This is a genomic window from Shewanella sp. 125m-1, from assembly GCF_052977065.1.
The window spans coordinates 1-26,718 of the sequence record NZ_JBRILT010000060.1 but is presented as its reverse complement, the minus strand read 5'-3'; the positions used below and the strand labels follow the sequence as shown (position 1 = coordinate 26,718).

26 protein-coding genes are annotated in these 26,718 nt (G+C 41.7%); 14 read left to right on the top strand and 12 right to left on the bottom strand.

The window, feature by feature from the left end:
- The first annotated feature begins 647 nt into the window (after positions 1-647).
- Positions 648-2,369 carry an acetolactate synthase 3 large subunit gene (locus tag ACVBIK_RS19075; RefSeq protein ID WP_447161352.1) on the top strand — a complete coding sequence of 574 codons (1,722 nt, stop codon included), beginning with the start codon at positions 648-650 and terminating at the stop codon, positions 2,367-2,369.
- Positions 2,369-2,863: an acetolactate synthase small subunit gene (gene ilvN, locus ACVBIK_RS19070; protein WP_447161353.1), complete on the top strand. Its 495-nt coding sequence runs from the start codon at positions 2,369-2,371 to the stop codon at positions 2,861-2,863. Before ACVBIK_RS19075 ends, ilvN begins: the two co-directional genes overlap by 1 nt.
- 141 nt (positions 2,864-3,004) lie before the next feature.
- On the opposite strand, the gene ACVBIK_RS19065 is transcribed toward ilvN, so the two are convergent.
- From ACVBIK_RS19065 to ACVBIK_RS19055, 3 genes are all read right to left on the bottom strand, one after another.
- On the bottom strand, positions 3,005-3,445 hold the full coding sequence (locus ACVBIK_RS19065; protein ID WP_447161354.1) for an Hsp20 family protein: 441 nt from the start codon (positions 3,443-3,445) through the stop codon (positions 3,005-3,007).
- 306 nt (positions 3,446-3,751) lie between these two features.
- Positions 3,752-5,506: a bifunctional UDP-sugar hydrolase/5'-nucleotidase UshA gene (gene ushA, locus ACVBIK_RS19060; RefSeq protein WP_447170283.1), complete on the bottom strand. Its 1,755-nt coding sequence runs from the start codon at positions 5,504-5,506 to the stop codon at positions 3,752-3,754.
- A 373-nt stretch (positions 5,507-5,879) separates the two neighbouring features.
- The gene (locus ACVBIK_RS19055; protein WP_447162851.1) at positions 5,880-6,560 is read right to left on the bottom strand and encodes an alpha/beta hydrolase; all 681 of its coding nucleotides are present in this window, start codon (positions 6,558-6,560) and stop codon (positions 5,880-5,882) included.
- A gap of 236 nt (positions 6,561-6,796) precedes the next feature.
- Between ACVBIK_RS19055 and ACVBIK_RS19050 the strand changes: the two genes are divergently transcribed.
- Positions 6,797-7,795, top strand: a complete 999-nt coding sequence (locus tag ACVBIK_RS19050) for a glutathione S-transferase family protein (protein ID WP_447170282.1) — start codon at positions 6,797-6,799, stop codon at positions 7,793-7,795.
- 62 nt (positions 7,796-7,857) lie between these two features.
- On the opposite strand, the gene ACVBIK_RS19045 is transcribed toward ACVBIK_RS19050, so the two are convergent.
- The 3 genes from ACVBIK_RS19045 to ACVBIK_RS19035 form a co-directional block, all read right to left on the bottom strand.
- Complete coding sequence (locus ACVBIK_RS19045; RefSeq protein WP_447161358.1) at positions 7,858-8,079, bottom strand: DUF3389 family protein; 222 nt, start codon at positions 8,077-8,079, stop codon at positions 7,858-7,860.
- A gap of 128 nt (positions 8,080-8,207) precedes the next feature.
- On the bottom strand, positions 8,208-8,690 hold the full coding sequence (locus ACVBIK_RS19040) for an FKBP-type peptidyl-prolyl cis-trans isomerase (RefSeq protein ID WP_447162853.1): 483 nt from the start codon (positions 8,688-8,690) through the stop codon (positions 8,208-8,210).
- Between the two features lie 215 nt (positions 8,691-8,905).
- On the bottom strand, positions 8,906-10,096 hold the full coding sequence (locus ACVBIK_RS19035; RefSeq protein ID WP_447161360.1) for a lytic murein transglycosylase: 1,191 nt from the start codon (positions 10,094-10,096) through the stop codon (positions 8,906-8,908).
- A 391-nt stretch (positions 10,097-10,487) separates the two neighbouring features.
- Between ACVBIK_RS19035 and ACVBIK_RS19030 the strand changes: the two genes are divergently transcribed.
- Positions 10,488-10,847: a DUF2750 domain-containing protein gene (locus tag ACVBIK_RS19030; protein WP_447162854.1), complete on the top strand. Its 360-nt coding sequence runs from the start codon at positions 10,488-10,490 to the stop codon at positions 10,845-10,847.
- A gap of 97 nt (positions 10,848-10,944) precedes the next feature.
- Positions 10,945-11,589 (top strand): hypothetical protein, encoded by a 645-nt coding sequence (locus ACVBIK_RS19025; RefSeq protein ID WP_447161362.1) that lies wholly within the window; start codon positions 10,945-10,947, stop codon positions 11,587-11,589.
- Positions 11,590-11,633: 44 nt separating this feature from the next.
- Here ACVBIK_RS19025 and ACVBIK_RS19020 read toward each other — a convergent pair whose 3' ends face one another.
- A complete protein-coding gene (locus ACVBIK_RS19020) occupies positions 11,634-12,578 on the bottom strand; it encodes a chemotaxis protein CheV (protein ID WP_447161363.1) in 945 nt (314 codons plus the stop codon).
- 223 nt (positions 12,579-12,801) lie between these two features.
- On the opposite strand from ACVBIK_RS19020, the gene ACVBIK_RS19015 reads away from it, so the two are divergent.
- From ACVBIK_RS19015 to ACVBIK_RS19005, 3 genes are all read left to right on the top strand, one after another.
- Complete coding sequence (locus ACVBIK_RS19015) at positions 12,802-13,353, top strand: LON peptidase substrate-binding domain-containing protein (protein ID WP_447161364.1); 552 nt, start codon at positions 12,802-12,804, stop codon at positions 13,351-13,353.
- Positions 13,354-13,459: 106 nt separating this feature from the next.
- A complete protein-coding gene (locus ACVBIK_RS19010) occupies positions 13,460-14,113 on the top strand; it encodes a sigma-70 family RNA polymerase sigma factor (protein ID WP_447170281.1) in 654 nt (217 codons plus the stop codon).
- Positions 14,106-14,780 carry a ChrR family anti-sigma-E factor gene (locus tag ACVBIK_RS19005; protein WP_447170280.1) on the top strand — a complete coding sequence of 225 codons (675 nt, stop codon included), beginning with the start codon at positions 14,106-14,108 and terminating at the stop codon, positions 14,778-14,780. Before ACVBIK_RS19010 ends, ACVBIK_RS19005 begins: the two co-directional genes overlap by 8 nt.
- Before the next feature lie 149 nt (positions 14,781-14,929).
- Here ACVBIK_RS19005 and ACVBIK_RS19000 read toward each other — a convergent pair whose 3' ends face one another.
- Positions 14,930-16,531 (bottom strand): mechanosensitive ion channel family protein, encoded by a 1,602-nt coding sequence (locus ACVBIK_RS19000; RefSeq protein ID WP_447161367.1) that lies wholly within the window; start codon positions 16,529-16,531, stop codon positions 14,930-14,932.
- 513 nt (positions 16,532-17,044) lie between these two features.
- Between ACVBIK_RS19000 and ACVBIK_RS18995 the strand changes: the two genes are divergently transcribed.
- Positions 17,045-17,218, top strand: a complete 174-nt coding sequence (locus ACVBIK_RS18995; protein ID WP_447161368.1) for a hypothetical protein — start codon at positions 17,045-17,047, stop codon at positions 17,216-17,218.
- Positions 17,219-17,479: 261 nt separating this feature from the next.
- On the opposite strand, the gene ACVBIK_RS18990 is transcribed toward ACVBIK_RS18995, so the two are convergent.
- On the bottom strand, positions 17,480-18,394 hold the full coding sequence (locus tag ACVBIK_RS18990; protein ID WP_447170284.1) for a pyridoxal-phosphate dependent enzyme: 915 nt from the start codon (positions 18,392-18,394) through the stop codon (positions 17,480-17,482).
- A gap of 328 nt (positions 18,395-18,722) precedes the next feature.
- Here ACVBIK_RS18990 and ACVBIK_RS18985 point away from each other — a divergent pair, with 328 nt between their 5' ends.
- Positions 18,723-19,130: a YccF domain-containing protein gene (locus tag ACVBIK_RS18985; RefSeq protein ID WP_447161369.1), complete on the top strand. Its 408-nt coding sequence runs from the start codon at positions 18,723-18,725 to the stop codon at positions 19,128-19,130.
- 376 nt (positions 19,131-19,506) lie between these two features.
- Here ACVBIK_RS18985 and ACVBIK_RS18980 read toward each other — a convergent pair whose 3' ends face one another.
- A complete protein-coding gene (locus ACVBIK_RS18980) occupies positions 19,507-20,220 on the bottom strand; it encodes a substrate-binding periplasmic protein (protein WP_447161382.1) in 714 nt (237 codons plus the stop codon).
- A gap of 631 nt (positions 20,221-20,851) precedes the next feature.
- On the opposite strand from ACVBIK_RS18980, the gene ACVBIK_RS18975 reads away from it, so the two are divergent.
- Positions 20,852-21,844: a cytochrome-c peroxidase gene (locus ACVBIK_RS18975; RefSeq protein WP_447170279.1), complete on the top strand. Its 993-nt coding sequence runs from the start codon at positions 20,852-20,854 to the stop codon at positions 21,842-21,844.
- 102 nt (positions 21,845-21,946) lie between these two features.
- On the opposite strand, the gene ACVBIK_RS18970 is transcribed toward ACVBIK_RS18975, so the two are convergent.
- Positions 21,947-22,306 (bottom strand): DUF6508 domain-containing protein, encoded by a 360-nt coding sequence (locus ACVBIK_RS18970; RefSeq protein WP_447161371.1) that lies wholly within the window; start codon positions 22,304-22,306, stop codon positions 21,947-21,949.
- A gap of 399 nt (positions 22,307-22,705) precedes the next feature.
- Complete coding sequence (locus tag ACVBIK_RS18965; RefSeq protein WP_447170278.1) at positions 22,706-23,605, bottom strand: LysR family transcriptional regulator; 900 nt, start codon at positions 23,603-23,605, stop codon at positions 22,706-22,708.
- A 155-nt stretch (positions 23,606-23,760) separates the two neighbouring features.
- On the opposite strand from ACVBIK_RS18965, the gene ACVBIK_RS18960 reads away from it, so the two are divergent.
- The 3 genes from ACVBIK_RS18960 (at position 23,761) to ACVBIK_RS18950 (ending at position 26,647) form a co-directional block, all read left to right on the top strand.
- Positions 23,761-24,921 (top strand): homogentisate 1,2-dioxygenase, encoded by a 1,161-nt coding sequence (locus ACVBIK_RS18960; RefSeq protein WP_447170277.1) that lies wholly within the window; start codon positions 23,761-23,763, stop codon positions 24,919-24,921.
- Between the two features lie 73 nt (positions 24,922-24,994).
- On the top strand, positions 24,995-26,035 hold the full coding sequence (gene hppD, locus ACVBIK_RS18955; protein ID WP_447162857.1) for a 4-hydroxyphenylpyruvate dioxygenase: 1,041 nt from the start codon (positions 24,995-24,997) through the stop codon (positions 26,033-26,035).
- Positions 26,036-26,503: 468 nt separating this feature from the next.
- Positions 26,504-26,647 carry a hypothetical protein gene (locus ACVBIK_RS18950; protein WP_447170276.1) on the top strand — a complete coding sequence of 48 codons (144 nt, stop codon included), beginning with the start codon at positions 26,504-26,506 and terminating at the stop codon, positions 26,645-26,647.
- Positions 26,648-26,718: the final 71 nt, after the last annotated feature.

The window sequence follows — 26,718 nt, the reverse complement described above, 5'->3', positions numbered from 1 at the left end:
TCATGAGTATATGCCTATCCTTGACTCTTTTTAGAGTACAGTTTGATAAGCAGTTACACAAAGTTAGTTACAGTCTCAATCTCGTTATTAAAAGTGTATGCATTAAGCCTTGTATCCACAGCAAGGCTCAGTATTTAGTATTTAGTATTTAGTATTTTCTATAACAGCAACCTCATTTGCCATTCTCCTCAATAACGCCCAAAAACTCCACTTAGACCACCAAAGTTCAATAATCGTACTCTTAAATAACCGCCCTCATACCTAATCATCTTAAATAACCAAACTCAAAATAATTGCTCTGCCATCATTAATCGACCTCCTATCATTAACCTCCTCGCAGTAATGTTGCGAGCACTACCTCCCTATAAATACTCTATTTTTATTCACTATTTTTGCAGCGATAATGAAAATTCTTCAATTAGAACAGTTTTTCAATTAAATCACTTGTAATAAACCAAGGGTTTTATATGATGAAAATACATTCAGTTTGAATGTTTGCCGAGCAATTTAATACTGTAGTTAGTTTTCTAACAGCATTTTTCGGCATTTCACGAGTGAAGATTACCGTCTGAGCTTAACTATTAGAGCGATTACCGTCGCTGTATCGAGATACTGCATACCGTCGCGGTAACTTAAGAGGAAGTATTATGGAGAAGTTATCTGGCGCCAGTATGGTTGTCCGTTCTCTTATTGATGAAGGTGTAAAACATATTTTTGGCTATCCAGGCGGATCTGTTCTGGATATCTATGACGCGCTGCACGAAAAATCCAATATCGAACATATTCTAGTACGTCACGAACAAGCTGCAGTGCATATGGCTGATGGTTACGCCCGTGCAACTGGCGAGGTTGGTGTGGTACTTGTGACCTCCGGACCGGGTGCAACCAATACCATTACCGGCATCGCAACCGCGTATATGGACTCTATTCCATTAGTTGTTATTTCAGGCCAGGTACCCAGTAATCTTATTGGTAATGATGCATTCCAAGAATGCGACATGATTGGTATTTCACGCCCAGTGGTTAAACACAGCTTTTTGGTCACCGATCCAAGAGACATTCCAGCCATTATCAAAAAAGCGTTTTATATCGCCTCAAGTGGTCGCCCAGGACCGGTAGTAGTTGATGTTCCAAAAGACTGTATGAACCCGGCGATTTTGCATGATTATCAATATCCTGAAGATATCAGCATGCGCTCATATAACCCAACGACAACCGGACACAAAGGTCAAATTCGTCGTGGCCTACAAGCGCTACTTGAAGCTAAGAAGCCAGTACTTTATGTCGGTGGTGGTGCGGTAATTTCTGGTTGCGATGCACAAATTCTTGCTTTATCAGAAAAGCTTGGGATCCCAGTGGTAAGTACACTAATGGGTCTAGGCGCCTTTCCTGGAACCCACAAAAATAGTGTCGGCATGCTAGGTATGCATGGCTGCTATGAAGCCAATATGGCCATGCATAATAGCGACCTTATTTTTGGTATTGGTGTACGTTTTGATGATCGTACGACCAATAATGTTGAAAAGTACTGTCCAAATGCCAAAATTTTACATATTGATATTGACCCCTCTTCAATCTCAAAAACAATTCGGGTCGATATTCCTATTGTAGGCTCTGCCGAAAAAATCCTAGACGATATGCTCAAGCAGATCGAAACCAACGACTATGGTATTACCGATCCAGGTGCCAATGATTCGTGGTGGAGTGATATTGCCAAGTGGCGAGCTGTTGATAGCCTTAAATATTCAACGAATGACCAAAAAATCAAACCGCAACAGGTCATCGAAGCCGTGCATAAGCTAACTAACGGTGATGCCTATGTCGCATCAGATGTTGGCCAGCATCAAATGTTTGCAGCGCTGTACTACCCGTTTAATAAGCCACGTCGCTGGATCAACTCTGGTGGCCTAGGAACTATGGGCTTTGGTCTACCTGCCGCGTTAGGCGTTAAACTCGCAATGCCAGATGAAACCGTTATCTGTGTTACCGGTGACGGCTCAATTCAGATGAATATTCAGGAGCTTTCTACCGCGCTACAATATGATATTCCGGTGATTATTATTAACCTAAACAATCACTTTTTGGGTATGGTTAAGCAGTGGCAGGATATGATCTATGCAGGCCGTCACTCACAGTCTTACATGGACTCAGTACCTGATTTTGCCAAGATTTCTGAAGCGTACGGCCATGTAGGAATGACGATTAGCAATCCAGCTGACTTGGAAGCAGGTCTTATAAAAGCACTCAGCATGAAAGACAAACTGGTGTTTATGGATATTCATGTCGATGAGACCGAGCACGTACATCCAATGCAGATCCGTGGTGGTGCAATGAATGAAATGTGGCTAAGTAAAACGGAGAAAAGCTAATGCGTCGAATTATATGTGTATTACTTGAGAACCAATCCGGCGCCCTTTCACGCGTTGTAGGACTATTTTCACAGCGCGGATATAACATTGAGACCCTAACGGTCGCGCCAACAGAAGACAAAACCTTGTCAAGATTGACCGTTACTGTAAATGCTGACGAATATGTACTCGAGCAAATAGAGAAGCAGTTACATAAGCTTATTGATGTACTTAAAGTCTCTAACATTACCGAATCAGCACATGTCGAGCGTGAACTGGCATTGATAAAGGTAAAGGCGCACGGTGACAACCGTGAAGAAGTGAAACGATTAGCCGATATTTTCCGCGGCCAAATTGTTGATGTCACTCAAAGTCTTTATACTGTGCAATTAATTGGTACAACAGAAAAACTCGATGCTTGTATTGCGGCGCTAGCAGATGTGACCAAGGTGGTTGAGATCTCTCGCTCAGGTGTTGTCGGTCTTGCCCGCGGTGAAAAGGCGATGAAAGCATAGTCTGTGTTCATTTGTAGTGACTAAATGCATCATCCAATTTAGGACGCGCATCACCCAATAGTAAAAGGGAGCCAATTGGCTCCCTTTTTAAATGCAGTTATTGGATGTGACCTATTGAATAGGCTATATGAGTTCGCGCGATTACTCTGCGTCGAGTAATCTCGTGCTAGCGATTTCAATCTTTCTTGGTTTCATCGCTTCAGGGATCTCACGCTTCAGATCAATATTCAACAAGCCGTTCTCTAAGTTTGCGCCAACCACAGTAACATAGTCTGCTAGTTGGAAGGTACGCTCAAAACCGCGCTCAGCTATGCCTTGATAAAGGTACTTACGAGTTTCTTTCTCTTCAGCCTTTATGCCCTTCACTAACAGCTTGTCGCCTTCACTGGTAATATCAAGTTCTTGCATCGTAAAGCCCGCTACGGCCATAGTAATACGGTAACGATGTTCATTTATCAATTCGATATTGTATGGAGGGTAACCGGAATTGCCTTTATTAGATGCCGCGTGTTCTGCAAGTTGAGCTAAGCGGTCGAATCCAATAGCGCTGCGGTATAGTGGGGTTAAGTCGTAGTTTCTCATGGGTATATCCTTGTATTAAGCAATATAAAAGTATGTTGGCCGACACGTGTCGCACCGATTGTGAAGCGCTAATTCGCGCTTCTTATTTAAATGTTGCCCCGAAGGCACAACTTTTAAATAGTTTGTTTAGGCCCTCATTGAGCGACCTTATTACTAATATGTGGATGTAAAAATGGTTTTTCAAGTGATGAGATGAAAGATAGTGAAATTAATAAAAAAGCCAGTCACGAATGACTGGCCTTCTTTTACACTAAGATCACTTGCGCCTAAATGATTAAAATCAGAATTAAGCGTACTTACTTAGCATTAGTTTGTAGCTGGACACCCCTTAACTTCAACACCGTTGTTCATGTAAACAAGCTTACCAGGAACAGGTGCGTAATCAGCAGCTTTAACTGTTGGGTTAGCAACAAAGAACTCACGTAATGCTGCAGCGTCAGTAATTTGAGTCGACTCAACATCAATCACAGGGTAATCATCACCACCAGCAGCACTGAAGCTAATGACTGAGAACGAGTATGTGTCAGTTAAGCTAAAGCCTTTGTTATTGATATCAGTAATATCAACTTCACCAGCAGCACAATCAACCGTCATAGAGATGTTATCAAGCTGAGCATATGCGCCAGAACCCGCAGTCTTAGTGGCAACAACATTTAAGTAGTCTTTTACTTCTGCGCCAGTCATGGTTGCTCTAGTTACGAAGTTACCAAATGGCTGAACAGTCAGTACATCGCGGTAAGTGATCTCACCAGCAGCGATTGAATCACGTACACCACCAGAGTTCATTACACCAAAGTCAGCATTAACTAAGTTAAATGTTCTATATGCGTGACCCAGTAAGTGACCTAAATTAGTTTGCTCTGCACGAACAACATTACGATCACCTTCAAGTTTAGCGTCAGTTGCCGAGATAACTTCATCAAGCAACTCTTGACCTTGTTGCTGGAATGGCTTCAATACAGAAGTAACAACTGGATCTGGTTCAATCTCTTCACCAATATTCACGTAAACACTGTTACCGTTTTCATCTTTAACAGTTTCACCATTCTCATCTTTTAACTTAGTTTTTAAGTTAATTGGAATAAGTTTGTAACTCGCAAGCTGCAGCTCACCGTTAAAGTATTCAAAATCGGCGCGACCAACATACTTACCCCACTCGTGGGCTTGCATGATGTAAGTACCATTTTGTTGATCAGGTTTACACTCATCACCTGGAGTAAAGTCAGCATATTCATTGCCTTCCATACATACAGGGTTTTGTGAGTGACCACCGATAATCGCTTGCAATTGACCAGCCTCTAACGAGCGAGCTAGCGTTACATCACCAGGTGCCTCACTACCATGGCTACCATCGGCGTAATGGCCCATGTGTGTAGTTGCAAAAATCAGATCAACGGTTTCATTGGCTTTAATTTCGGCGATCGCCTTCGTGATCTCTTCTTCAGGGTCGGCGAAATGGATCTTAGCGACATTGTCCGGGTTAACTAGCTTAGCTGTATCTTTGGTTGTTAGACCGATAACGGCAATTTTAACACCATTAACTTCAAATACTTTATATGGGTCAAAGTAACGCTCATCAGTCACGTTACCTTCATCATCTTTGTGATAAATATTAGCCGCTAGCATTGGGAAGTCAGCTAGCTTTGCTTGCATACCTAACACAGATAAATCGTTATCAAACTCATGGTTACCAAGTGCCATAGCATCATAACCAAGTAAATTCATACCAACGAAATCAGGTACTGCGTCCTGCATATCTGACTCTGGTACACCAGTATTGATGTCACCACCAGACAATAGAATGGACTCACCGCCGTTTGCTTCAACTTCTGCACGGATCTGCTCGATAAGCGTCATACGTGCGGCCATACCGTACTCGCCTTTGCTGTTTTCCCAGAAGCGACCGTGGTTATCATTCGTATGCAAAACAGTAAACTTACTACAAGCGTCACCAGCTTCTGCACATGTCTTAGGTGAAGAATCGTTATTATCACTACCACAAGCCGTTAACGCTGTAACAACAGCCGTCGCGACGAGTCCTTTTAGTAAAATCTTATTCATTACAATCAACCCCTTGATTATTTTTTATATTTTGTAATTTTATCGTTATCTAGCAAAAGGCATCATTTCCTTTTGCGCCAAGCCATCTTATCAAAGCTTAGGCGTAATTTGTGTCACAATTATTACACATCGTGATCTAAGCGACTCTTTTATATACAAATTATGACAGAGATAGTTCTAACCAAAAAACAAGGGGGATAGCAACAAGGGGAATAAACCAAGCGGGTAGAAATATTGGCAGTAAATAGTAAAATAAAGTCAAACAATACATAAGATTATGCATAAGGCGTAAATTATCGGATTATCCTCAATAGCGAACAGGCCTAACGATAAAACATCGACAAGACCTGCTCAAAAAAGCATCGAACAGATTTTATTTTGCGTTTGGTAGGACTTGCTGTAACCAAATAGAGATGTCACGTAACTGCTCAGGCAACACATTATGCGCCATTGGGTAGGTTTTCCATTGGGTGTTAAAACCTGCTTTATTCAACAATTCATGTGCTGTTGCGCCTGCAGTGACGGGAACGACATCGTCATCTATGCCGTGATGCTGAAGAATTGGCGTCTCTTGGTTTACACCTGAGATCCCATCTGGCAAAGAGTCACCACTGGGTAAATAACAAGACAGAGCCATGATCCCGGCTAATTTCAGGGGTAACCTCAAGCCAGTGTATAAACTCATTACGCCACCTTGGCTAAACCCAGCTAACACAATATTGTCTGTTGAAATGCCCAATGCGACCTGTTCTTCAATTAAACCGATGATCGCTTGTTCACTCTGTTTTACACCAACCATGTCAGCCCGATCATGCAAATCCATACTCTTAATGTCATACCAGGCACGCATGACATAACCACCGTTAATTGTCACCGCTTGCTCTGGTGCATGGGGAAAAACAAACCGTATACAATGATCATTACCTAATCCCAGCGCGGGGACAACAGGAGCAAATCCTGCACCTGAATCTCCTAAGCCATGTAACCAAATGACACAGGCTTTGGCTTCTCGGGTGGGTTCAATGGTAATACGCTCAAGTTTGGAGTCTGACATAGTGTCCCTTTGCAATTAGAATTGTTAAATAGGCAGTGATAATACCAGCCTACAATCCGTTAGCCTATAGTGACTCTGACCCAAGTTTACAACTCAAGCTGATAAAATCATAAACCATAAAGCCTTAATTATGTTCACAGTTTTAGAATGGTTAATCCTATTTTATCGACTTTATTTATCACTATTTAGCACATAAGCTTGTTAGGTGAATAATCAAAAATAAGGCAGTATTCAAGATGGGTCTTCTTCAAAACGGACGATGGGTAGATCAATGGTACTCAACTAAAGATAACGATGGCCAATTTCAGCGCCAGGAGTCAAGCTTTCGTCACTGGATCACCGCCGATGAACAGACTATTGATTCAAGGCTTGTCCCCTTTAAAGCCGAAAAGAATCGTTATCATTTATACGTATCACTGGCCTGCCCCTGGGCACATAGAACGCTCATTTTTCGTAAACTGAAAGGTCTTGAAGACATCATCAGTCTGAGCATTGTTGAACCGCATATGCTCAGTAACGGCTGGGAATTTGCTGGTGATAAACAAAGTGAGCTTGCCCTGCATATTGATGGTGCAGACAAAGACACACTTAATCAAACCGACTACCTTTACCAGATCTACCAAAAGGCCCAAGCCAACTATAATGGTCGCGTTACCGTGCCCGTATTATGGGACAAACAGAACCAAACGATTGTCAGTAACGAATCATCAGAAATAATACGCATGTTAAACAGCGAGTTTGATCATTTAACGGGTAACACTAAAGATTTTTACCCTGCACATCTGCGTCAACAAATTAATGAGCTCAATGACTTTATTTACCCGGCAATTAATAACGGCGTTTACCGTGCAGGTTTTGCTACCACGCAAACGGCTTACAATGAGGCTTATAACGATCTGTTTAATGCACTAGATAAAATTGAATTGTTACTCGAAAACAAACGCTATTTAACCGGCTCAGAGCTCACCGAAGCCGATATCAGGCTGTTTACCACGCTCATTAGGTTCGATGCTGTTTATGTTGGCCATTTTAAAACCAATAAAACACGCATTGTTGATTACCCCAACCTTCAGGGATATTTAAAAGACATCTATCAGCTACCAAAAATAGCTGAAACCGTTAATTTTGAGCATATTAAACAACATTATTACTTTAGCCATGACACGATAAACCCAAGCCGAATTGTGCCCAACGGGCCTGAATTGGATTTAATGTCTGCTCATGGTCGAGGCTAATATCGAAACGATAATAAATTACAAAAGAGTCATGTAAAGCTCAACGGAACTGGCGAATGAGTTTATTCGCCGATCCCCAGCTCCTGCATTATTTGTTGCAATTGCTCAGTTGAATCTAATTTGATATTCCACCGCACTGCGCCAGCATCAGCAACAAGTATCAAAGCATCCTGGTGAAATTTAATGTCATCAACCATAGCATATAGCTGACAGCCATTTTCTAAACGCACTTGAATTTCAAAAGGTGAAACAACCAATTTCCCGGCGCTAAAGTGAATAATCATAAGGGGTAGCATCTCTAAAAACTACAGGTTTAAAACAATATGTTTTAAACTACACGTTTTAAAATAACAAAAAAGCCCAACCAATGTTGGGCTCAGAACGGCTGATTGCGATTGCGCCAGCTTCTAGCTTAGTGGTGGTGACCACCTTTACCGTGGGCATGACCATGAGCAATCTCTTCATTGGTCGCATCACGTACGTCGATCACTTCAAGATCGAAAGTCAATTCACGGCCTGCTAGTGGGTGGTTAACATCCACAGTTGCCATGAACTTGCCCACTTTAATAATAGTGACTTGACGTTGACCTTCATCGGTATTGATCAGTGCACGCATACCTGGCTTCCATACCGACGCACCTTGAAGGTGCTTAACAGAAACACGCTGCTCAGCATCGTCATTTCGCTCACCATAAGTTTCACTCGCAGGCAGCGTTACAGAGAATTTAGCACCAACGTCTTTACCGGTCAGAGCATCTTCAACACCAGGCATCATGTTGTCATGGCCATGAAGGTATGCAATAGGGTCTAAACCTTCATTGGTTTCTAATACTTCGCCCTGCGAATCACGTAATGTGTAGTTAAACTGCACGACTGAATCATCTTTAATGCTCATGGTATTCCTTAACTCTAATTTTGTGGCCGCAGCTTAGCAAAACTCGCCTTAAGCCTCTAGTGTTATCTAACTAGATAAAATAAAGATGCATTCGTTTTGAATACATCTTTGTCAAAATTAAATAAATTCACTCACTTTGAACTGGGGTTACTTTACTTAGTTTTGGCTTACTTAATCGGTATCTGACTTAACTGATAACTGACTTAACGGATAATTTACTTAACCTTCAGCGCCTTAAAAGTCGCTTCATCAGGATAACCATCGGCGACAAGCCCTTGACTCTTTTGGTAAGCCTGCAGCCCTTTTACAGACTTAGCGCCCAATATGCCATCAGGCTTACCAACATCATAACCTAAACTATTAAGTTGAACTTGTAGCTCTTTAACGCGAGATCGACTTAAGCTTGGCATCTTAGGTGGTGCAACCTTTAACGCTACGGCACCATTAATTCTATCAGCAAGATGGCCTACCGCTATCGCATAAAATGTCGAACGATTCCAGCGCATAATCACATCAAAATTGTCGTAGCCGAGAAATGCAGGGCCGGTATGACCTGATGGTAAATAAAGTGCAGCTTGCATGTCGGGTGTACTCAGCGGCGAGCCGTTAGTTTGAGTAATACCCAGTTCGGCCCATCGAACAAGAGGCTGCGCTTCAGCCTTACCCAAATGGGCATAAGAGAAGTTGGCTGGCAAGGTGACTTCCCTCCCCCAACGCTCATTGCGCTTCCAACCAAGATTTTGTAAAAAGTTAGCAGCTGAGGTCAACGCATCTTCGGTGCTATTCCACAGGTCAGCTTTACCATCCCCATTACCGTCAACCGCATATTTTGCATAAGCAGAAGGCATAAATTGTGTATGACCCATAGCACCAGCCCACGAGCCGACCATGTCTGTTTCAGCAAAGTTATAGCGCTCTTTAAGCTTTAGCGCCTGCATTAACTCGGTAGTGAAATACTGACTACGTCTAGGATCGCAGGCTAGTGTTGCTAAAGAATCAAGAACTGACATCTTGCCTTTATAGGAGCCAAAATTCGTTTCTAGCCCCCAAAATGCTAAAAGATATTGAGGCGGAATGCCGTACTCTTTTGCCAGTTTATCTAACAAGACCTTATGTTCTTGATAGAGCTTGCGACCTTGCTCCACACGCCAATCGGTAACACGTTTAGTAAAGTAGTTCTCAAACGACTGGCTAAACTCTGGTTGTTTTTGATCAAGCTCTATGACTCTTGGCACGTATTTAACGTTTGCCAACGTCGTATCGATAGTGTGTTGTGATATACCTTGAGCTTTTGCGGTTTGTTGTAGCTCAGCAACACAGCTTGCCCAATTAGGCTGTTCAGACGTTGCGTATACAGCTGAACTTGTAAGTAGAAGCGCTGTAGCCAGGGGGATTGATTTAAACAATAGAAGACTCCCAAAATGAATGACTGTAACGTACAAAATGACGTGGCTTGATTAAACTTACCTTAAACTCGCTTCATCTTGGCTGAAATTCATTCAAGCATTGAGCCTTGAGTGACTTCTTAAGAGTTTTCGCGAGGTTTTAGCAAGCCTTGTAAAATAGCATACTATGCTAGCAGCATAATATAGACTAAATTCACGCTAATATTACGCCGAAATGACGAATGTGTAGCAAATGCTTAAATTGCGACCTAAAGTCGCTGATATAAGATACTGTTGCTATATTCAGCTAGAGATAATTACCTTAAATGACTTGCTAAAATGCTAAGCCAGTTGCAGACTAATACACATTGAAATATGGCTTATTTACACCTAACCAAACAAGAGATTAATCATGACTGAAATGACTCCAGCAGTAGAAAGTTTCATCAATAACGTAAAACAATCCCAGGTTGTTTGGGGCCTTCAAGATGAAACCGGTGAAGGTTGGGTAGTCTGTGACTCGTCTGAATACGAAGCCACTGATGTGATGCCTTTATGGTCTGAAGAAGCTCAAGCCAAAAGTCACTGCACTGACGAATGGGAAGGTTACCAAGCAGTAGCCATCACTCTTGAAGAGTTTTTAGAATTCTGGGTGAGTGATTTAAATGACGACGGTGTATTAATTGGCGTTGACTGGATTGCCGATCAAGACTGTCAAGAAGTCGACCCAATCGTATTGGCTACATCGCTAGTCGATGTTGAAAAAGAGTAATAAACAACCTCTTTTTGTACTGACCAAGTTATTGCTACATCAAAGCGCACAATCTAATCCATTGTGCGCTTTGTTTTATCATGAAGGAAAATATCCCGTGTCGCAGATAACCCCATTAATCGATATCCCGTTTGATCGCAGACATCATTGCTGGTTTTGTGGCGAGCCAAGCAATCAAGAGTGGGGCTATCTAAAAGAAACCTATACTCCGCACCCTTCCCTAACAGTTCCTTGCTGTAGCGAATGCTTAAGGCTGGCTAAACAGCATAAGCTCACCTCTATTTGGGACTGTAAAATGGCCGTTAAAGACGAGTTAATGCGGATCTATGAGAAGCACTTAGCCATTGGGGTCAATTGGACCAAGCAAGAACTTGAAGAGTCTGAGTTTGAAGATAAAGTCTTTGGTGGCTTTAAAAAGAGCGGCTGGATGATGTATGAAATCGCCCGAGACAGAGTCAATTATAGCGGCTGGCCGTTAAGTTTAAACGGTGTAGTAATTGATGACTACGGCTATGATGCCTCATTTAGTTTCGATGGCGTTAATTATCGCTCAGTAAGCCAGGCCATCGCATTTTATGCCAAACAATTCACCTTAGATAAACGGTTTTTAGAAGATGTTGTCGCCATCGTGGGTAAAGAGAGATTCGGTTTTGCCGTTCGTATCGCACAAATTAATATCGCCGCCGTACCAGAGCTAAAAAAGCAAGTATTGGGCGACTTAAGAGAAGAGCACGCAGACTAACAAGCAAACTTGTTAATCTTAGTGCTCGATTGCACTAGCTGAAACTAGCCCATTAATGTCTCTCTTAATTTATCCTGTACCACTTCTACGAGTAAGTCCGGTTGAAATTTTGAAATAAATCGATTACAACCGACTTTCTCGACCATCGCATTATTAAAGCTACCACTCAATGAGGTATTTAACGTAATAAACAAGTCTGCCATACGTTTATCGCTGCGCACTTCATGAGTGAGCTTATATCCATCCATTTCGGGCATTTCAGCATCGGTGATCAGCATTAAAATGTGATCGGTTATCACTTTGCCTTCGTCACACCATTTTTTTAGCTGATTGAGTGCCACAAGGCCATCAGTGGCCTCAATGACTTCAATCCCTAGCTGCTCAAGCGTCTCACGTACCTGCCTTCTTGCCGTAGCAGAGTCATCGGCAATCAGTACTTTACGCCCGCTCATTGACGGCAACAGCTGCTCATCGAGCACACCATCCGATAATCTAATGTCGTAATGTATAATCTCAGCAAGCACTTTTTCAACATCGATTATTGACACCAACTCTTGCTTATCTTGGTACTCAATTCGCGTTATTGCAGTTAAATAATTATCTCGTCCAACCGTTTTTGGTGGCGGTATAATATCCCCCCAAGTCAGATTAACGATATGCTCGACTTTATCCACTAAAAAGCCTTGTACCGAGCGGTTATACTCAGTAACGATAAGATTACTCTCAGGCTGTATGACTGACGGACGAAACCCTATCGCCTTACGTAAATCAATAACGGGTATAGATAGACCTCGAAGGTTCGCGACGCCAATAATACTACTGTGGCTACCAGGCATTGCACTTAGAGGTGGTACTTTAACGACTTCCTTGACCTTAAAAACGTTAATGGCAAACAGCTGAGTCGCACTTATTCGAAATAATAATAACTCGAGACGATTTTCACCGACCAGCTTGGTTCGTTGATCGACACTTGCCAACATTTGAGCCATGAGCATCCCTTAATCTATAATTCTTTGCCTATGATTATAATGATTTATACGCTTAAATCATTTGTCTATGCCACAGAAAAGCGATCTAAATATCAACATCATCAGACAAACTGATAACGCTGCTAAGTTATTTATGTTTAAAGCGCAGAAAGTCTGCTAAAAAATTGATCGAGGAAATGGGTAATGCCGTATAGGACATTAGTTTCCTAAGGCATCAATTATCATGAAATTACCACTTTTCCCTCTCCAAATATGTATTTTACCCGGTGGCTTTACTCAGCTACGAATTTTCGAACCTAGATACCTACGGCTCGTTAAAGAATCATTGCTAGATAACTCTGGGTTCGGTGCTTGTATGTTAGACATTGATAACAAAACCTTGCTCCCCTTGGGAACGCTTTGCAAAATAGTGGACTTCGAAACCTTAGAGGGGGGGTTACTAGGGGTAACCATAAAAGGCATTAAGCGCTTTGAGCTCGGCACTTATGTCATAGAGGCTGACGGACTAAAAAAAGGACAGGCTACCTTGCTGCCTTCATGGCACTCGCAGCCTGTAGAAGAGCAACAAAAAAAGTACACGACAATATTAAAAGAGATATTAACTGAATATCCAGAACATTTGCGACATTATAAAAATGAAAATTTTAACGACCTAACATGGGTCTGCCAGAGATGGCTCGAGATTTTGCCACTGCCTCTAGCGGACAAACAGTACTGTATTGCAGCCAAGGATCACCTGTTAGCCTTATCAATGATAAACGATGTCATAAAATAAATTGATCCTATTTTTAATCCTTTCCGTATCTATCTAAAACATCTTGATCGGCAACTATTGATTAACAACTAACTAATAGTGCCCTTTTCATAACAGAGTGAGAATAATGCAAAATATTCAATCACAACGTTACCAAAGTGGTTATGATAAAGCTTATGTTCAGCAAACTAAGCAAACTAAGCAAACTATGGATAATACCAACCCAGACGATCTGCTAGCTCAGCTCACAGAACATCTCGTTAACGTTGCCACTGATCGTGACAAGCAAGCCTATGCGCACTTATTTAGTTATTTTGCGCCCAAGATTTTAAACTTTGGCAGCCAAAAGCTTTCAACCCAAGGTCTTGCCATGGATTTAGTGCAAGAAACCATGACAACCGTATGGACCAAAGCGCACCTCTTTAACGCTGAGAAAGGTTCAATTACCACCTGGGTATTTACTATCATGCGAAATCGCTGCTTTGATATGTTGCGTAAAGTTCAACACAACAAAGAAGACACTTTTGCAGATGATATTTGGCCTGTATTTGACTCTGCTGAAGCCTGCGAGCATGAAGATCACATACTTACTGCCAAGTTATTAAAACACGTAGACGACTTACCACCTCTTCAAAGACAAGTGGTCAAGGGAATATATTTACAAGAGCTAAGCCAACAAGAACTTGCGAGTAAATTGAGCGTACCGTTAGGAACGGTAAAGTCACGACTTAGGTTAGGCCTCGTCAAGCTGAAAGGTATCTTGGAGAAACACTATGATTAAATTCCACCCCAAAGATGAAATGTTGATCTTGCATGCACAGGGACAACTACATTTAGGCTTAGCAACCGCCGTTTCGGCTCATTGTGAACTATGTGCTGTGTGTAATAAAAAACTAAAAAACTACACCGAACAACAAGCTCAAATGAGTTTAGCTACGTCTGCAAACTCTGAAGCTGGAGCTTTTGCATCGATGGATTTTAGCGACATGCTAAATCAAATTACAAGATTAGCCCCAGTCATAAATGTCACAACCAAAACAAGTAATGATTCAAAAACCGTCGTTGAAGTTAAGGGGGTTAAATTTGCACTACCGCGCGCTTTTAAGCAACAAGCGGGGAAATCATGGAGTGGATTTGGCAAGATAAGCCGTATGCGACTCGATGCTGATGAAGGCAGTGCTAGAGCAAGTTTATTGCATATCGATGCAGACGGTGAGATCCCTGAACACACCCATACAGGTCAGGAGATAACTTTGCTTCTTGAGGGGACTTTTGAAGATGAGTTTAGTCAATATGTACCTGGTGATTTTATTGAGTTAGATGCTAACCATCAACACTCGCCTAAATCAATGACAGGCTGTTTATGCTACACGGTTGTCGATGCTCCGCTGCATTTTACTAAAGGTATTAGCAAAATACTCAATCCAATTGGAGAGCTCATTTATTAATGATGCTTACTGTCAATCAGCAATAAAAAAGGTCACTTTAAGTGACCTTTTTTATTGCGCGAGCATCATAGTGCAGAGCGGGACCATTGTTTAAAAATAGCTTAGATATAGTTTAGATATAGTTTAGAAAAATAGTGTAGAACCTTAAGCTAACCCTGAGCCGCAGCAACAGGTACCACAGGCACTATTCTTGAGCCATGTTCAGCGACAATATTCATAATGCCAAAATGAAGTTCTTCTGAAACTAACTGAAACTCGGCAAAGTCAGTGGTGCCAATATAAGCAAATACATTTAATTGCAAACCATACAAGCCAAAACCTTTAAACGTAACCCTGAGCGGGCTCTCCTCTACTTTCTCATGTTGTTCAAGCAAGGTACGGATATCATCAATAATATTATGGATCTGCTCGGTTGTGGTGCGATAATCCAAACGGATATCTGTTTTTAGTCTTATTTTTTCTCGCTCAGAGATATTCTCGATATCCATTTCAGATAATCGAGCATTCGGCACATTAATCACCGAGCGTTCAATCGTCCGTATTCGAGTGCACCTGAGCCCTATCTCTTCAACCGTGCCAGTAATACTGCCAAACCGTCCTATGTTACCCACCTTAATGGGCGCAGAGGAATACAAGGTGATAGTACCGATAAAGTTTTCAATCGTCTGTTTAGACGCTAACGCAACGGCAATACCACCAATGCCTAAACCAGCAAGAATAGTTGAAGCATCAAAGCCTAAATGTTCAAGCCAAATAAGCACCGATAGCATTACGAGGATCACTCGAGTGAAATTGGCAAGCGGCCTTAATAATGACGCCGTTTCACTATTACCACGGTTAATCCATCGAAGCCGTAAGCTATTTTGAACCACGTCAGTCAGAGACCAGATAAACCAGATGACCGCAATAAGCAGCAAAACGCCTGTATTGACTATCTCAATAACATTTGCAGAAAGTGTTGTGTGCGACATCCAGCCTCTAACAAGCAGTAATGCAGCTAACAACCTAAATGGACCAACGACTAGAGAAGCAACATCCTCTTTGTACTGATAACCGCTGCGTAAAATAAACTTTTTAGCAATCCATGTAATCGGAGTGACCACCAGCAAGGCTAGTATCAAATAACAAACCAGTAATGCCCACTCCCACAGGTTCAGCTTAAACAGGTGCCCCTCGGGAATATGTGTTACAAACCACTCAACGACAGGGCCATAACCGAGTTCACTGTAAAGCAACGGCACTTTTGCAACCGTGGCATTAGACACTTTCCAAATAGAACCAAGCTGCTTACTTGGTACCTTTTGCAACAAGAGCGTTATCTCACTGCCTTTAATCTCTACTCTGCCAAAGGCATCACGATAATTTGGCAGTTGGTCTCCACTTCTACCATTTGGGGTATCGTTTATCTCTTGCAGGTTAACCCAAAGATTTCGTTCAATGATGGCTATCAGCTGCTTGGCATATTCAGGCCCCTGCTCGGCATTCATTCCATCAGGTAAGTATCGTAAGTCCAAATACTTAGCCGCTTTATCATAATTTTGCTCAAATGCGGCTTCGAAAAATCCTGCCAGCGTCCCCCTTGGGGTATCTCGAAATAAGCTGTCTTTATAATCGTATAACTCTTCTTTGGCAGGTAGTGTCTGGGGATCCTTGGCTGGTTGCTGCGCAGCCGTGATAACGCCCGTACTATGTGCAACAAAAGGAGTGATAAGTGCGATAAATAAGACTAAAACTGAGGTAAACCGTAACATGAAGACTCCATTAGAAGGACGATTCCTTGCGCTAGCAGAACAAGTGCTACACACCTTAGCAAACTTTAACCCACTGTTAACACTCAATTGAGTGTAAAAAAAGCAGAAATTGTTCAATTAAAGGCTTGACATTAAAACCACACTGAATATAATTCGCTCAGTTTTTCAGATAGACCCTTTTAGATAGAAATCACCGCCTTTTTGTAAAATCCACGACTCGTCGTTTGATCCCCACATAAGCGTTATCTCAACTGGTTAAAATCATCTTTATTACAGTCATGCTACTGTCATAACATTATGCTTAACTGCTAAGCAGCTTGTTTATATGTGAAATTTGTGACATCGCAAACACATTCACATACATAATTAAACGCAAGCGACTTGTATAAGCATTAAAAGATGAGTAATCTCGAATAGAACTTAAAATTCATCTTTCGCAAAAATGCTAAGGATATCTTATTGTTAAAAAGCACTACCTGTATTAGGTAGCTTAAAATAAAAGGAGTGTGGCATATGTCATACCAAGTAAATGGACATGAAATTACAGTTAACTTTCCAGTTGATTCTATTTCAGTCAACAAAACATCAATCGCCTTTACTGACAGTCAAGGCAAAAATAGACAAACATTTTCTAAGCGTACTGAAGCGCTTCAATTTATGAAATGGTTATTGTCTAGCAATAAATAAGCTAAAATAGTAAAAACTGACTCTTCGATACACCTCCTCTCACTCGTATCGAATGTTTGTCTTCATAGGCAAACGAATAGGACTGACACATCTACTCAGCTATTTAGTCACATTCATTTGGTTTAGGCTTTACCTAACTGCTTTACTTAACTGAAAGGTATCTAGCCTAACCAAATGGAATAATCTCTTCCTAACTCATATTCCAAAGCGTCTGTTACCGCTAAATCTTTAAATCTTACCAGTCATATTTACGTTTATATCTCAGAAGCTGTATTTACGTTTATATCTGGGGAGCATAGTTGCATTACCGAGTAACCCGCCTTGGTGAATATAAAGCATTGGTAAGCACGGCTCTGTATCAAGTAGTTTTTCAACACACATCCAGCCAAGTGGATCGTAAAGTAGTTCAAACTCAATACCTGACTCTGACACCTTGTTATACATATCGTAAAAAGGCTTATACAGCTTACCAAAATGATATTTTTTGCCTATATCAACAATCCTAGGGTGTAATTGCTCATTACTCACCAGAAGCCTAAACTGCTGTTTTAGATAATCGTTATCACCGACACAGGCGCACGTTAATACTTCGATGTGTGGCGCATATAACGCCATATATTCACTTAAAAATACCGCCGTTGTGCCCGTTCCCGAGGGGAGAAACACTCGTAACTCACTTAGCTGCTCACTCGCACACCAATCAACCACTTCTTGTGCCAATTTATGTACCCCATAGCGTGCATATTCACAGCGCCCTCCTTCAGGAACAAGCAGTAGTTCATCATGATGGGGTAAAACATGTTGCTCAATATACTCAATACAGCTCAAATCTTGCCTATCCGACAACGTTGACACATCAATGACATTCGCACCGTTAGCGATGGCTGCGGCATAGTTACCAACCGTCGAGCTCAATACCTGTTCCGCAATATGGTCGACATAAAAATCGAGCCTTAATCCCTTAATTTTGGCTAATGCCGACATCGAATACAGAGAATTGGCTACAGGCGAGCCATGGCCGACTAAACCAGACTTACCTGGAAATTCATTATCAAGAAAATAGGCAAATTTACGCGCTTTATTTCCAGAAAATGCCTCACTTAACAGATCGTCACGTTTGACATAAACATGATTGCCATTAAAAGAGATGGTTTCTACCGGTGTGTTAGCTAACAAAGAAGTACTCACTCAGATCCCTGACGGTTAATTAATAATTTTTCCCAGTCTATTCTAAACCTTTGCCCCATTTGAGGTAAGAGAATTAATAACCTATCCACAGGATTAAAAGTAGCAACAACTCAATTTTTGCTCATAGCCGCAAAGTAAGCCTGCTGAAGACTCAATGTAAAAATCACTAATTATTAGTCAAAAGGCTTACCGATACTTTCTACTCACTAGCAAATTACAATTAAAAACACTTAAATACAATAGCTTACATGTTGGCACGAAAATCGCTTAGATAAAAACATACCCTAAAGAGGGAATGAAAATTAAGGAGCCGTTAATGGCAGTACTACGTTTAGTGTTTAATATTGCTTGGTTTGTTTTAGGTGGTTTTGTTATGGGTCTAGCATGGTGGTTTGTAGGGCTACTGTGTTTTATCAGTATTATCGGCATTCCCTTCGGTAGAGCCTGCTTTGTAATAGGTGAAATGACATTCTGGCCATTTGGACAAGATTCAATCAATAGACGCACACTAACGGGCAGTGAAGATATAGGTACCGGCGCATTTGGCATGGTGGGTAATATTATCTGGTTCCTATTTTTTGGGATCTGGCTAGCTATCGGGCACATTGCTCATGCATTAGCTTGTGCGGTCACGATTATCGGGATCCCATTTGCTTTGCAACATCTCAAATTAGCGATATTGAGTTTAACCCCTATCGGCCAAACCGTAGTGGCAAAGGCCTAATGATCTTGTTAAGTAATAGGTATTGCAGCAAGGTTTTTGTGGCGAGTCGAAACTCAAATCTATCTTGAATGCTTATCTTGTGTAATCAGTTAACTAATGAAAAAAGTTAACTAAGCTTGCTCAATAATATTGAGTAAGCTTTTACGCATTCAAGGCGAACCTGTCAGGCTTTGATTTCGCTCAATATCATTCATCATGTAGGAGCTAACTGCTCAGCGATGTGGCCCAAAAGTCGCTGATTTCATTTGTTCTCATTGATAGTTTGATAAAGAAGACTTTTAATAAAGACAGTTTTTAATAAATAAGTATTTTAATAAAGACGATTTGGGGAGAAAAAGACTTGAGGTTTCATACCGGTTAACTCAGATAAATAACATCACTGAACCATATTTTTTTCTAAAATAGCCTTCACATCAATTTTGCTAAGACCTTGATTAAATCGCTCACGCCACTTACGCCCCGCTTCATTATTTTTAAATGCGATAAATAACTCTTTATAGGTCAAAAGCTTCTTATTAAATTGCAGTTTATGCTTTAGCGCCTTCATATTCGGTTGCGCCAAAATATACTGCAGAACATGCTCATCAATTATCGCACCGTCGATTCGACCAGTAACCACCTTGTTCACATTATGTTGATCCGATGCCACCGCCTCAAAAGGCTGCACTCCTTGTGCCATCATCCCATCCAGTTCTGGAGTATTGACATAACCTTCAACCACTCCGATAGTATAGTGATTCAAGTCGCTCTGCTGCGTCCAGCTGATAGGATGGGACTTTTGCTCTACTAAACCTAAGCCACTTCGCCCCATAGACTCAGAAAAAACAAACTTATCTGTTGGATATGCATATTCAGGAAGGTAACCAAGGTACTTAGAATTATTACGTGATGCCATTCTCACCGCTCGACTCCATGGGTAGAAATCTACAACAACATTATGGCCTACCGCTTTTAGCGCCGCTCGAGTCACAGCAATACATGCGCCTTGATGTTTTAATTGCCCTCCCGAGAAAGGCGGCCAATGAACAGAAGTCAAATACAGGGTATCGGCATAAGCTCCACCGGCACAGCATAAAGCCAATAGGCACACAGCAGCTTTAGCCTGCCTTTTAAAAAAGCCTGCCCAAGCCGTGCTCTTGTATCTCAAAACGCAAAGACTCGTTTTCACACCTTACCTTTTCTATATTCAACGCCACACACCTGTACTCAAAGCTGCTGTTCAAAGCTACTTTTCAAAGCGAAGAGTCCGATGACCGCGTTTTTAAACCTATCCAAGATTTTAGTCAATCCCCACAATAACGCCAAAAATCTAGCCTTCCAGGCTAAAATAGGTCCTATTTAGCACAGCCTCTATCAAAATAGACCCTATCTCAAACAGCGTCAGTCTAAAACAGCGTCAGTCGTATTGAAATCAGCGCCGTCGCAGATGCGATAGAAAGGTTTTAATGGGGAATTAAAATAAAAAGCCGTAAAACAGTGGTGAAGGTTAAACGGTTTTAGCTGTCATTAGGGTCGCCCGAAAATTAAAATCAACACAATCAGATGAAGAACTAACAAACCTACCTAACATTAGGTAGTCTGTCTGCGACCAACCTCTCAAATTATCAATCCAAATCAACGATAGTCCTAATCGAAACAAAGCGTTACCTTATTTTATAAAACTACATTATTATCGCCTCTTAAATTAACCCTATAAATTGTAATGTTTAATTGAGGCTAAAATGAATAAGCTTAGTTTGCTCTCTATCGCTCTTCTTTCTACTTTGTCTGTTAGCTCAAATGCATCCAGTGAGCCCATTGAAATCATTTCTGCGGCGGTTATAACAAACCCTGAAAAAGTTGAGCTCGGTAAGATGTTATTCTTCGAACCAAGATTATCTAAATCAGGCTTTATTTCATGTAATTCATGCCACAACTTATCTACTGGCGGCGTTGATGCGTTACCAACATCAATTGGTCACAACTGGCAAGAAGGTCCAATCAACTCGCCTACTGTTCTAAACGCCGAATATGGACTAGCACAATTTTGGGATGGCAGAGCGAAAGATCTTAAAGAGCAAGCTGCGGGCCCAATCGCTAACCCTAAAGAGATGGGCTTTACCCATGAACTTGCAGTCGATACCGTACGCTCTATGCCTGCATACCAAGCACACTTTGAAACCGTCTATGACTCAAAAACTATCAGCATGGATATGATCACCGATGCGATAGCAGAATTTGAAAAAACCTTAGTCACGCCAAACGCGCCATTCGATCTATACCTTCAGGGTGATAAAGACGCGATTAGCGAGCAAGCAAAAGCCGGTTACCAGTTATTTAAAGATAAAGGCTGTGTAAGCTGTCACAACGGTCCTGCTGTTGGCGGCACTATGTATATGAAAATGGGTCTTGTTAAACCATTCCATACCGATAACCCAGCTGAAGGCAGAAAGGCTGTAACAGGCAAAGAAGCTGATAAGTTTGTATTTAAGGTACCAACACTACGTAATATCGAACTTACCTACCCGTACTTCCACGATGGCAGTGTTTGGGAACTTGAAGAAGCAGTTAACACCATGGCTGATATTCAACTAGGTCAAAAGCTGTCTGATAAAGAAGTTAAAGAGATGGTGGCATTCTTAAATTCACTGACAGGTGAGCAGCCACAAATCGTGCTACCTATTTTACCGCCATCGAATAAAAACACCCCAAGGCCTGTGCCTTTCGAGGGCTAATTTCTCCCTTGTTCTGTTAAGAGCAACAAGAGTAACTAGAATAACAAGAGCCGCTTAATGCGGCTCTTTTAATATCTTGATTTATCCTTTTAGCAATTGGAATTACACCGCTGCTTGATAATTCAAACTTTGGAAACGTTCTACAATGGCAATTAATACGCCTTGGCAACGCATATTACTTAAAATACCAGGACTAAAGCTATCGATACGCGCCATTGCCGTTAACAATAGCTGGCATTCGTAAAATGATGCGTCAGCAATACACTCTGGCCTGTCGACCATATAGCTGTTTTGATACCACTCAGCCCAATCAAATGACGTTAACAAGATACCGTCGGCTTCGAGATCTGCCACAAACTCTTGTAAACGCAGATCGGAAACATAGTGAACACCGAGTTTTAGATCCGTTGCATACTTGGAATATAGGCTCGCTAGGTAACCTTGCAAAATTGAGCTCTTCATTTAAACCTCCAACTAACATAGCTATTTGCATAAATTTTTACATAAATGTTTGCATAGCTACTTGCATGGCATTACGTTAAATACCAGCCCGAAAGGCGATGTCTTTAACGTTGCATATGCTGTACCAAGTTCGATGAAGGTTATTCTAATCTAAGTAAACTGAACCCAAACTTAACGTCACACCACAACAAAACCGCTTAAATGCCACTTAAATACCAAAATAAATCAATAACTTAATCTGTAGCAAACCTAACCTGCATGTACTAGCGAATGAGTTCGATAGCCAATAAAGCTTTTTACTGCAGCCAAATACAAACGTGTGTTGAGTGCAAAACGCTACCGATAATATGCATTTATCTATTCATTCTGCAATCAGGTCAGTTAACGTGATCCCAATCATTAGATGTGATGTTTTTCACAAGCAAACTCTTCCATAATCAGGTCGGTAAATAAGCGCCCTGCTCGGCCAAGCGGTCGCTCCATGGTCGACACTAGCTGAGGAGTAAAGCTGTAACGATTGCCACCGCTAAAATCCACTTCTACCAGTTCACCGCTTTTAAGCTCCGATTCAATCAAAAAGTCAGGCATCCAGCCAAAACCTAAGCCCATTAACAGTGCATTTTTCTTCATGATAAACCCTGAGAGGTAAAACACCTTATCGCCACCAAACTGCAGTTCATCTCGGTAATGTTTATCTGATGAGGAGTCTTCAATGGTTAATTCTACGTGCTGTTGTAGCTCAAACAGACTCAGTTTTTTCTCATTTGCCAATAGATGGTCTGCAGCAACAACTAAAACACTAGTAATATCAGGTAAGGCTTGCGGCCGATAACTTGGCCCCGTTCGATAATCTTTCACCAACATTAAATCGGCACTGTCGCGCTCAAACCTATCCTGTACGCCGCCTAGAAACTCCATGTTGAGCTGAACTTTGGTAGGGATCTGTAACTCAGCAAGACGTTTTAACGCGCGCATAATAGGTTTCATTGGCAAAGCGCCGTCGATAACCATCTCAAGTTTAGGCTCCCAGCCTTCACTAAAGCGACTCGCTAAATGCTCAATATTGGCAAGGTACTGCAGTAACCTTTGCCCTTCAGCCAAGATAACTTTGCCCTCAGGTGTTAATTCTGCTCGATACTGGTCGCGACAAAAAAGATTTACGCCAAGGTGTTGCTCAAGCTTTTTAACCTGGTAACTCACTGCAGACTGAGCCTTATGTAAACGCTCTGCAGCCTTAGCAAAACTGCCCTCTTCGACTAAAACCTGCAGTACTTTAAACGCATCAACATCGATTCGCATATTGCTTCCTTTGCGTAAACCTAAACATACCATCTAAAATTTAGATGATGTTGAGCCAATTATTATTCTTTTTTTTGTTTGTTTAAGCAACTAAATTGAAGCTAGATCACATTACAACCTAGATAAGTGCGCTAGCACACTGAAGGAAAGCGAATATGCCATTTTATGTGAAGCAAGGAACTATTCCCGCTAAGCGACATATCACATTCAAAAAAGACAATGGAGAACTCTACCGTGAAGAGTTGTTTTCCACTCATGGCTTTTCCAATATCTACTCGAATAAGTATCACCACAATATGCCGACCAAGGCGCTTACTGTTAGCCCTTACATGCTATCTCATGGCGAAGACTGGCAAGACTCATTAGTACAGAACTATAAACTCGACACAAAGTTAGCAGACTGCAGTGGTAATTTTTTTAATAGCCGCAATAAAATCTTCTTTAATAATGATGTGGCCATGTACACGGCAAATGTTACTGAAGATACCTGCGAGTTTTATCGTAATGCCTATGCAGACGAAGTGGTATTTGTTCATGAAGGTGAAGGTACACTCTATAGTGAGTATGGCGCGCTTAGCGTTAAAAAGTGGGACTACCTAGTGATCCCTCGCGGCACAACTTATCAGTTAACATTTAATGACTACAGCAATGTAAGACTGTTTGTTATTGAGTCATCAACTATGGTTGAGGTGCCAAAGCATTTTCGTAACGAATACGGCCAGATGCTTGAATCGGCGCCCTACTGTGAGCGCGATATCCGCACGCCCGAGTTACAAGAAGCCATCGTAGAGCAAGGCGACTTCCCGTTAGTGTGTAAATTTGGTGATAAGTATCAACTGACATCACTTGAATGGCACCCATTTGATTTAGTCGGCTGGGACGGCTGTGTGTACCCATGGGCCTTTAATATCCAGGAATACGCCCCTAAAGTGGGTAAAATCCACCTGCCACCATCGGACCACCTCGTATTTACCGCACACAACTTTGTTATCTGCAATTTTGTACCACGCCCGTACGACTTTCACCCCCAGTCTATACCTGCACCTTACTATCACAGCAATATCGACAGTGATGAAGTGCTCTATTACGTCGATGGCGACTTTATGAGCCGTACAGGCATTGAAGCGGGTTATATGACACTACACCAAAAAGGCGTGCCTCACGGACCTCAACCAGGCCGTACTGAAGCCTCTATTGGTAAAACCGAAACCTACGAATACGCAGTGATGGTCGATACCTTCGCCCCACTCAAACTCACGGAACATGTAAAGCATTGCATGAGCAACGACTACAACCGTTCTTGGATTGAAAGCTAACGCGATAGTTCATGAATTAAGGCCACCAATAGAGTGGCTGGTATGTAGCATCAAATTGACAGAGGACATTACAATGGCAAGCGAACAAAACCCACTAGGCTTACTCGGCATCGAATTCACCGAGTTTGCCACACCTGAACAAGACTATATGCATCAGGTCTTTATTGATTTCGGTTTTTCATTGCTGAAAAAGTCAAAATCTAAAGAGATTTTGTACTACAAACAAAATGACATTAACTTTCTGTTGAATACCGAACGTAAAGGTTTTTCTGCCGAGTTTGCCAAAAGCCATGGCCCAGCAATTTGCTCAATGGGCTGGCGCGTTGAAGACGCCCAATTGGCTTTTGAAGGTGCGGTGGCGCGTGGCGCTAAACCTGCTGACGATGCAGCCAAAGACATGCCTTATCCCGCAATTTACGGCATTGGTGATAGCCTTATCTATTTCATCGACACCTTTGGTGAAACCGACAATATCTATGCCACCGATTTTGAGGATTTGGACGAACAAGTCATTGTTCAGGAGAAAGGCTTTATCGAAGTCGACCACCTCACCAATAATGTCTACAAAGGCACCATGGAGCACTGGTCAAATTTCTATAAAGACATTTTTGGTTTTACTGAAGTACGCTACTTCGACATTAAAGGCTCACAAACAGCGCTTATCTCATATGCTCTGCGTTCGCCAGATGGCAGTTTCTGCATTCCGATTAATGAAGGTAAAGGCAGCGACAAGAACCAGATTGATGAGTATCTACGTGAATACGATGGCCCGGGTGTACAACACCTTGCCTTTAGAAGCCGTGATATCGTGGGCTCACTCGACGCGATGGAAGGCTCCTCTATTCAGACCTTAGATATCATTCCTGAATATTACGATACCATCTTTGAAAAATTGCCTCAGGTTACCGAGGATCGTGAACGAATTAAGCATCATCAGATTTTAGTCGACGGTGACGAAGACGGTTACCTACTGCAAATTTTCACTAAAAACCTATTTGGGCCAATTTTTATCGAGATCATCCAGCGTAAAAACAATTTAGGATTTGGTGAAGGCAACTTTACCGCCCTGTTTGAGTCGATAGAGCGTGACCAAAAACGCCGTGGCGTGCTGTAAATAGAAGAATGATTTAGCACTCGTCTCACCATCAAAGACGCTAAGAGTACGCACAAAGGTAACTGCTCAAGCCGTTTAAGCGCTTGAGCTTTACCTCCGTGTTCTTCGTGAAAGCGAAGCGCTACGGGGTGAGATTAATGCTTTTAAAAAAGTTATGCTTATACGATACTTTCAGCGTTCGCTAACTCGTTTCTGGACAGGAATTGGTTAGAGCTTACGGTCTTAAAGCAACCACTATCATTAGGTAAATTATGGCAATAGGATATGATCTAACGCTGACAACACTCGTTTTATGGTCTTAATGGATTGTCGTTATTTTCATCAACCTCATGTACACAAAGAACTATATGAATAAGTAAGTGCAAGTCACCTGAATCCTTGCACTAGAGCATCTACTTTCATATCTAGTCAGTAACATTCGCATACGTTAAGATGCTTAGACGTTGGAATAATTGAAAATAATTTAAAATGAAAGATCTAGTTAAGCTCTTTATCGCAGGAATGGCGGGGGTGCTATTTGGGGGCCTAATTTTAGGTTTTCTTATTGAACTTATCTTTACTAACTGGGTTGAGTCAGGCTCGGTAAAATTTGGTAACTGGGCAATGTGGTAAGCCCCTAGTTTTCTAGACACTTTCTAAGTTCTCATAATACTGCTTTTCAAACTTCATTGGAGACAGTCCGT

Coding starts and splice junctions, on each gene's coding strand:
- ACVBIK_RS19075 (WP_447161352.1), top strand. CDS start 648: ATGGAGAAGTTATCTGGCGCCAGTATGGTTGTCCGTTCTCTTATTGAT.
- ilvN (WP_447161353.1), top strand. CDS start 2,369: ATGCGTCGAATTATATGTGTATTACTTGAGAACCAATCCGGCGCCCTT.
- ACVBIK_RS19065 (WP_447161354.1), bottom strand. CDS start 3,445: ATGAGAAACTACGACTTAACCCCACTATACCGCAGCGCTATTGGATTC.
- ushA (WP_447170283.1), bottom strand. CDS start 5,506: ATGAATAAGATTTTACTAAAAGGACTCGTCGCGACGGCTGTTGTTACA.
- ACVBIK_RS19055 (WP_447162851.1), bottom strand. CDS start 6,560: ATGTCAGACTCCAAACTTGAGCGTATTACCATTGAACCCACCCGAGAA.
- ACVBIK_RS19050 (WP_447170282.1), top strand. CDS start 6,797: ATGGGTCTTCTTCAAAACGGACGATGGGTAGATCAATGGTACTCAACT.
- ACVBIK_RS19045 (WP_447161358.1), bottom strand. CDS start 8,079: ATGATTATTCACTTTAGCGCCGGGAAATTGGTTGTTTCACCTTTTGAA.
- ACVBIK_RS19040 (WP_447162853.1), bottom strand. CDS start 8,690: ATGAGCATTAAAGATGATTCAGTCGTGCAGTTTAACTACACATTACGT.
- ACVBIK_RS19030 (WP_447162854.1), top strand. CDS start 10,488: ATGACTGAAATGACTCCAGCAGTAGAAAGTTTCATCAATAACGTAAAA.
- ACVBIK_RS19020 (WP_447161363.1), bottom strand. CDS start 12,578: ATGGCTCAAATGTTGGCAAGTGTCGATCAACGAACCAAGCTGGTCGGT.
- ACVBIK_RS19015 (WP_447161364.1), top strand. CDS start 12,802: ATGAAATTACCACTTTTCCCTCTCCAAATATGTATTTTACCCGGTGGC.
- ACVBIK_RS19010 (WP_447170281.1), top strand. CDS start 13,460: ATGCAAAATATTCAATCACAACGTTACCAAAGTGGTTATGATAAAGCT.
- ACVBIK_RS19005 (WP_447170280.1), top strand. CDS start 14,106: ATGATTAAATTCCACCCCAAAGATGAAATGTTGATCTTGCATGCACAG.
- ACVBIK_RS19000 (WP_447161367.1), bottom strand. CDS start 16,531: ATGTTACGGTTTACCTCAGTTTTAGTCTTATTTATCGCACTTATCACT.
- ACVBIK_RS18995 (WP_447161368.1), top strand. CDS start 17,045: ATGTCATACCAAGTAAATGGACATGAAATTACAGTTAACTTTCCAGTT.
- ACVBIK_RS18985 (WP_447161369.1), top strand. CDS start 18,723: ATGGCAGTACTACGTTTAGTGTTTAATATTGCTTGGTTTGTTTTAGGT.
- ACVBIK_RS18975 (WP_447170279.1), top strand. CDS start 20,852: ATGAATAAGCTTAGTTTGCTCTCTATCGCTCTTCTTTCTACTTTGTCT.
- ACVBIK_RS18970 (WP_447161371.1), bottom strand. CDS start 22,306: ATGAAGAGCTCAATTTTGCAAGGTTACCTAGCGAGCCTATATTCCAAG.
- ACVBIK_RS18965 (WP_447170278.1), bottom strand. CDS start 23,605: ATGCGAATCGATGTTGATGCGTTTAAAGTACTGCAGGTTTTAGTCGAA.
- ACVBIK_RS18960 (WP_447170277.1), top strand. CDS start 23,761: ATGCCATTTTATGTGAAGCAAGGAACTATTCCCGCTAAGCGACATATC.
- hppD (WP_447162857.1), top strand. CDS start 24,995: ATGGCAAGCGAACAAAACCCACTAGGCTTACTCGGCATCGAATTCACC.
- ACVBIK_RS18950 (WP_447170276.1), top strand. CDS start 26,504: ATGAAAGATCTAGTTAAGCTCTTTATCGCAGGAATGGCGGGGGTGCTA.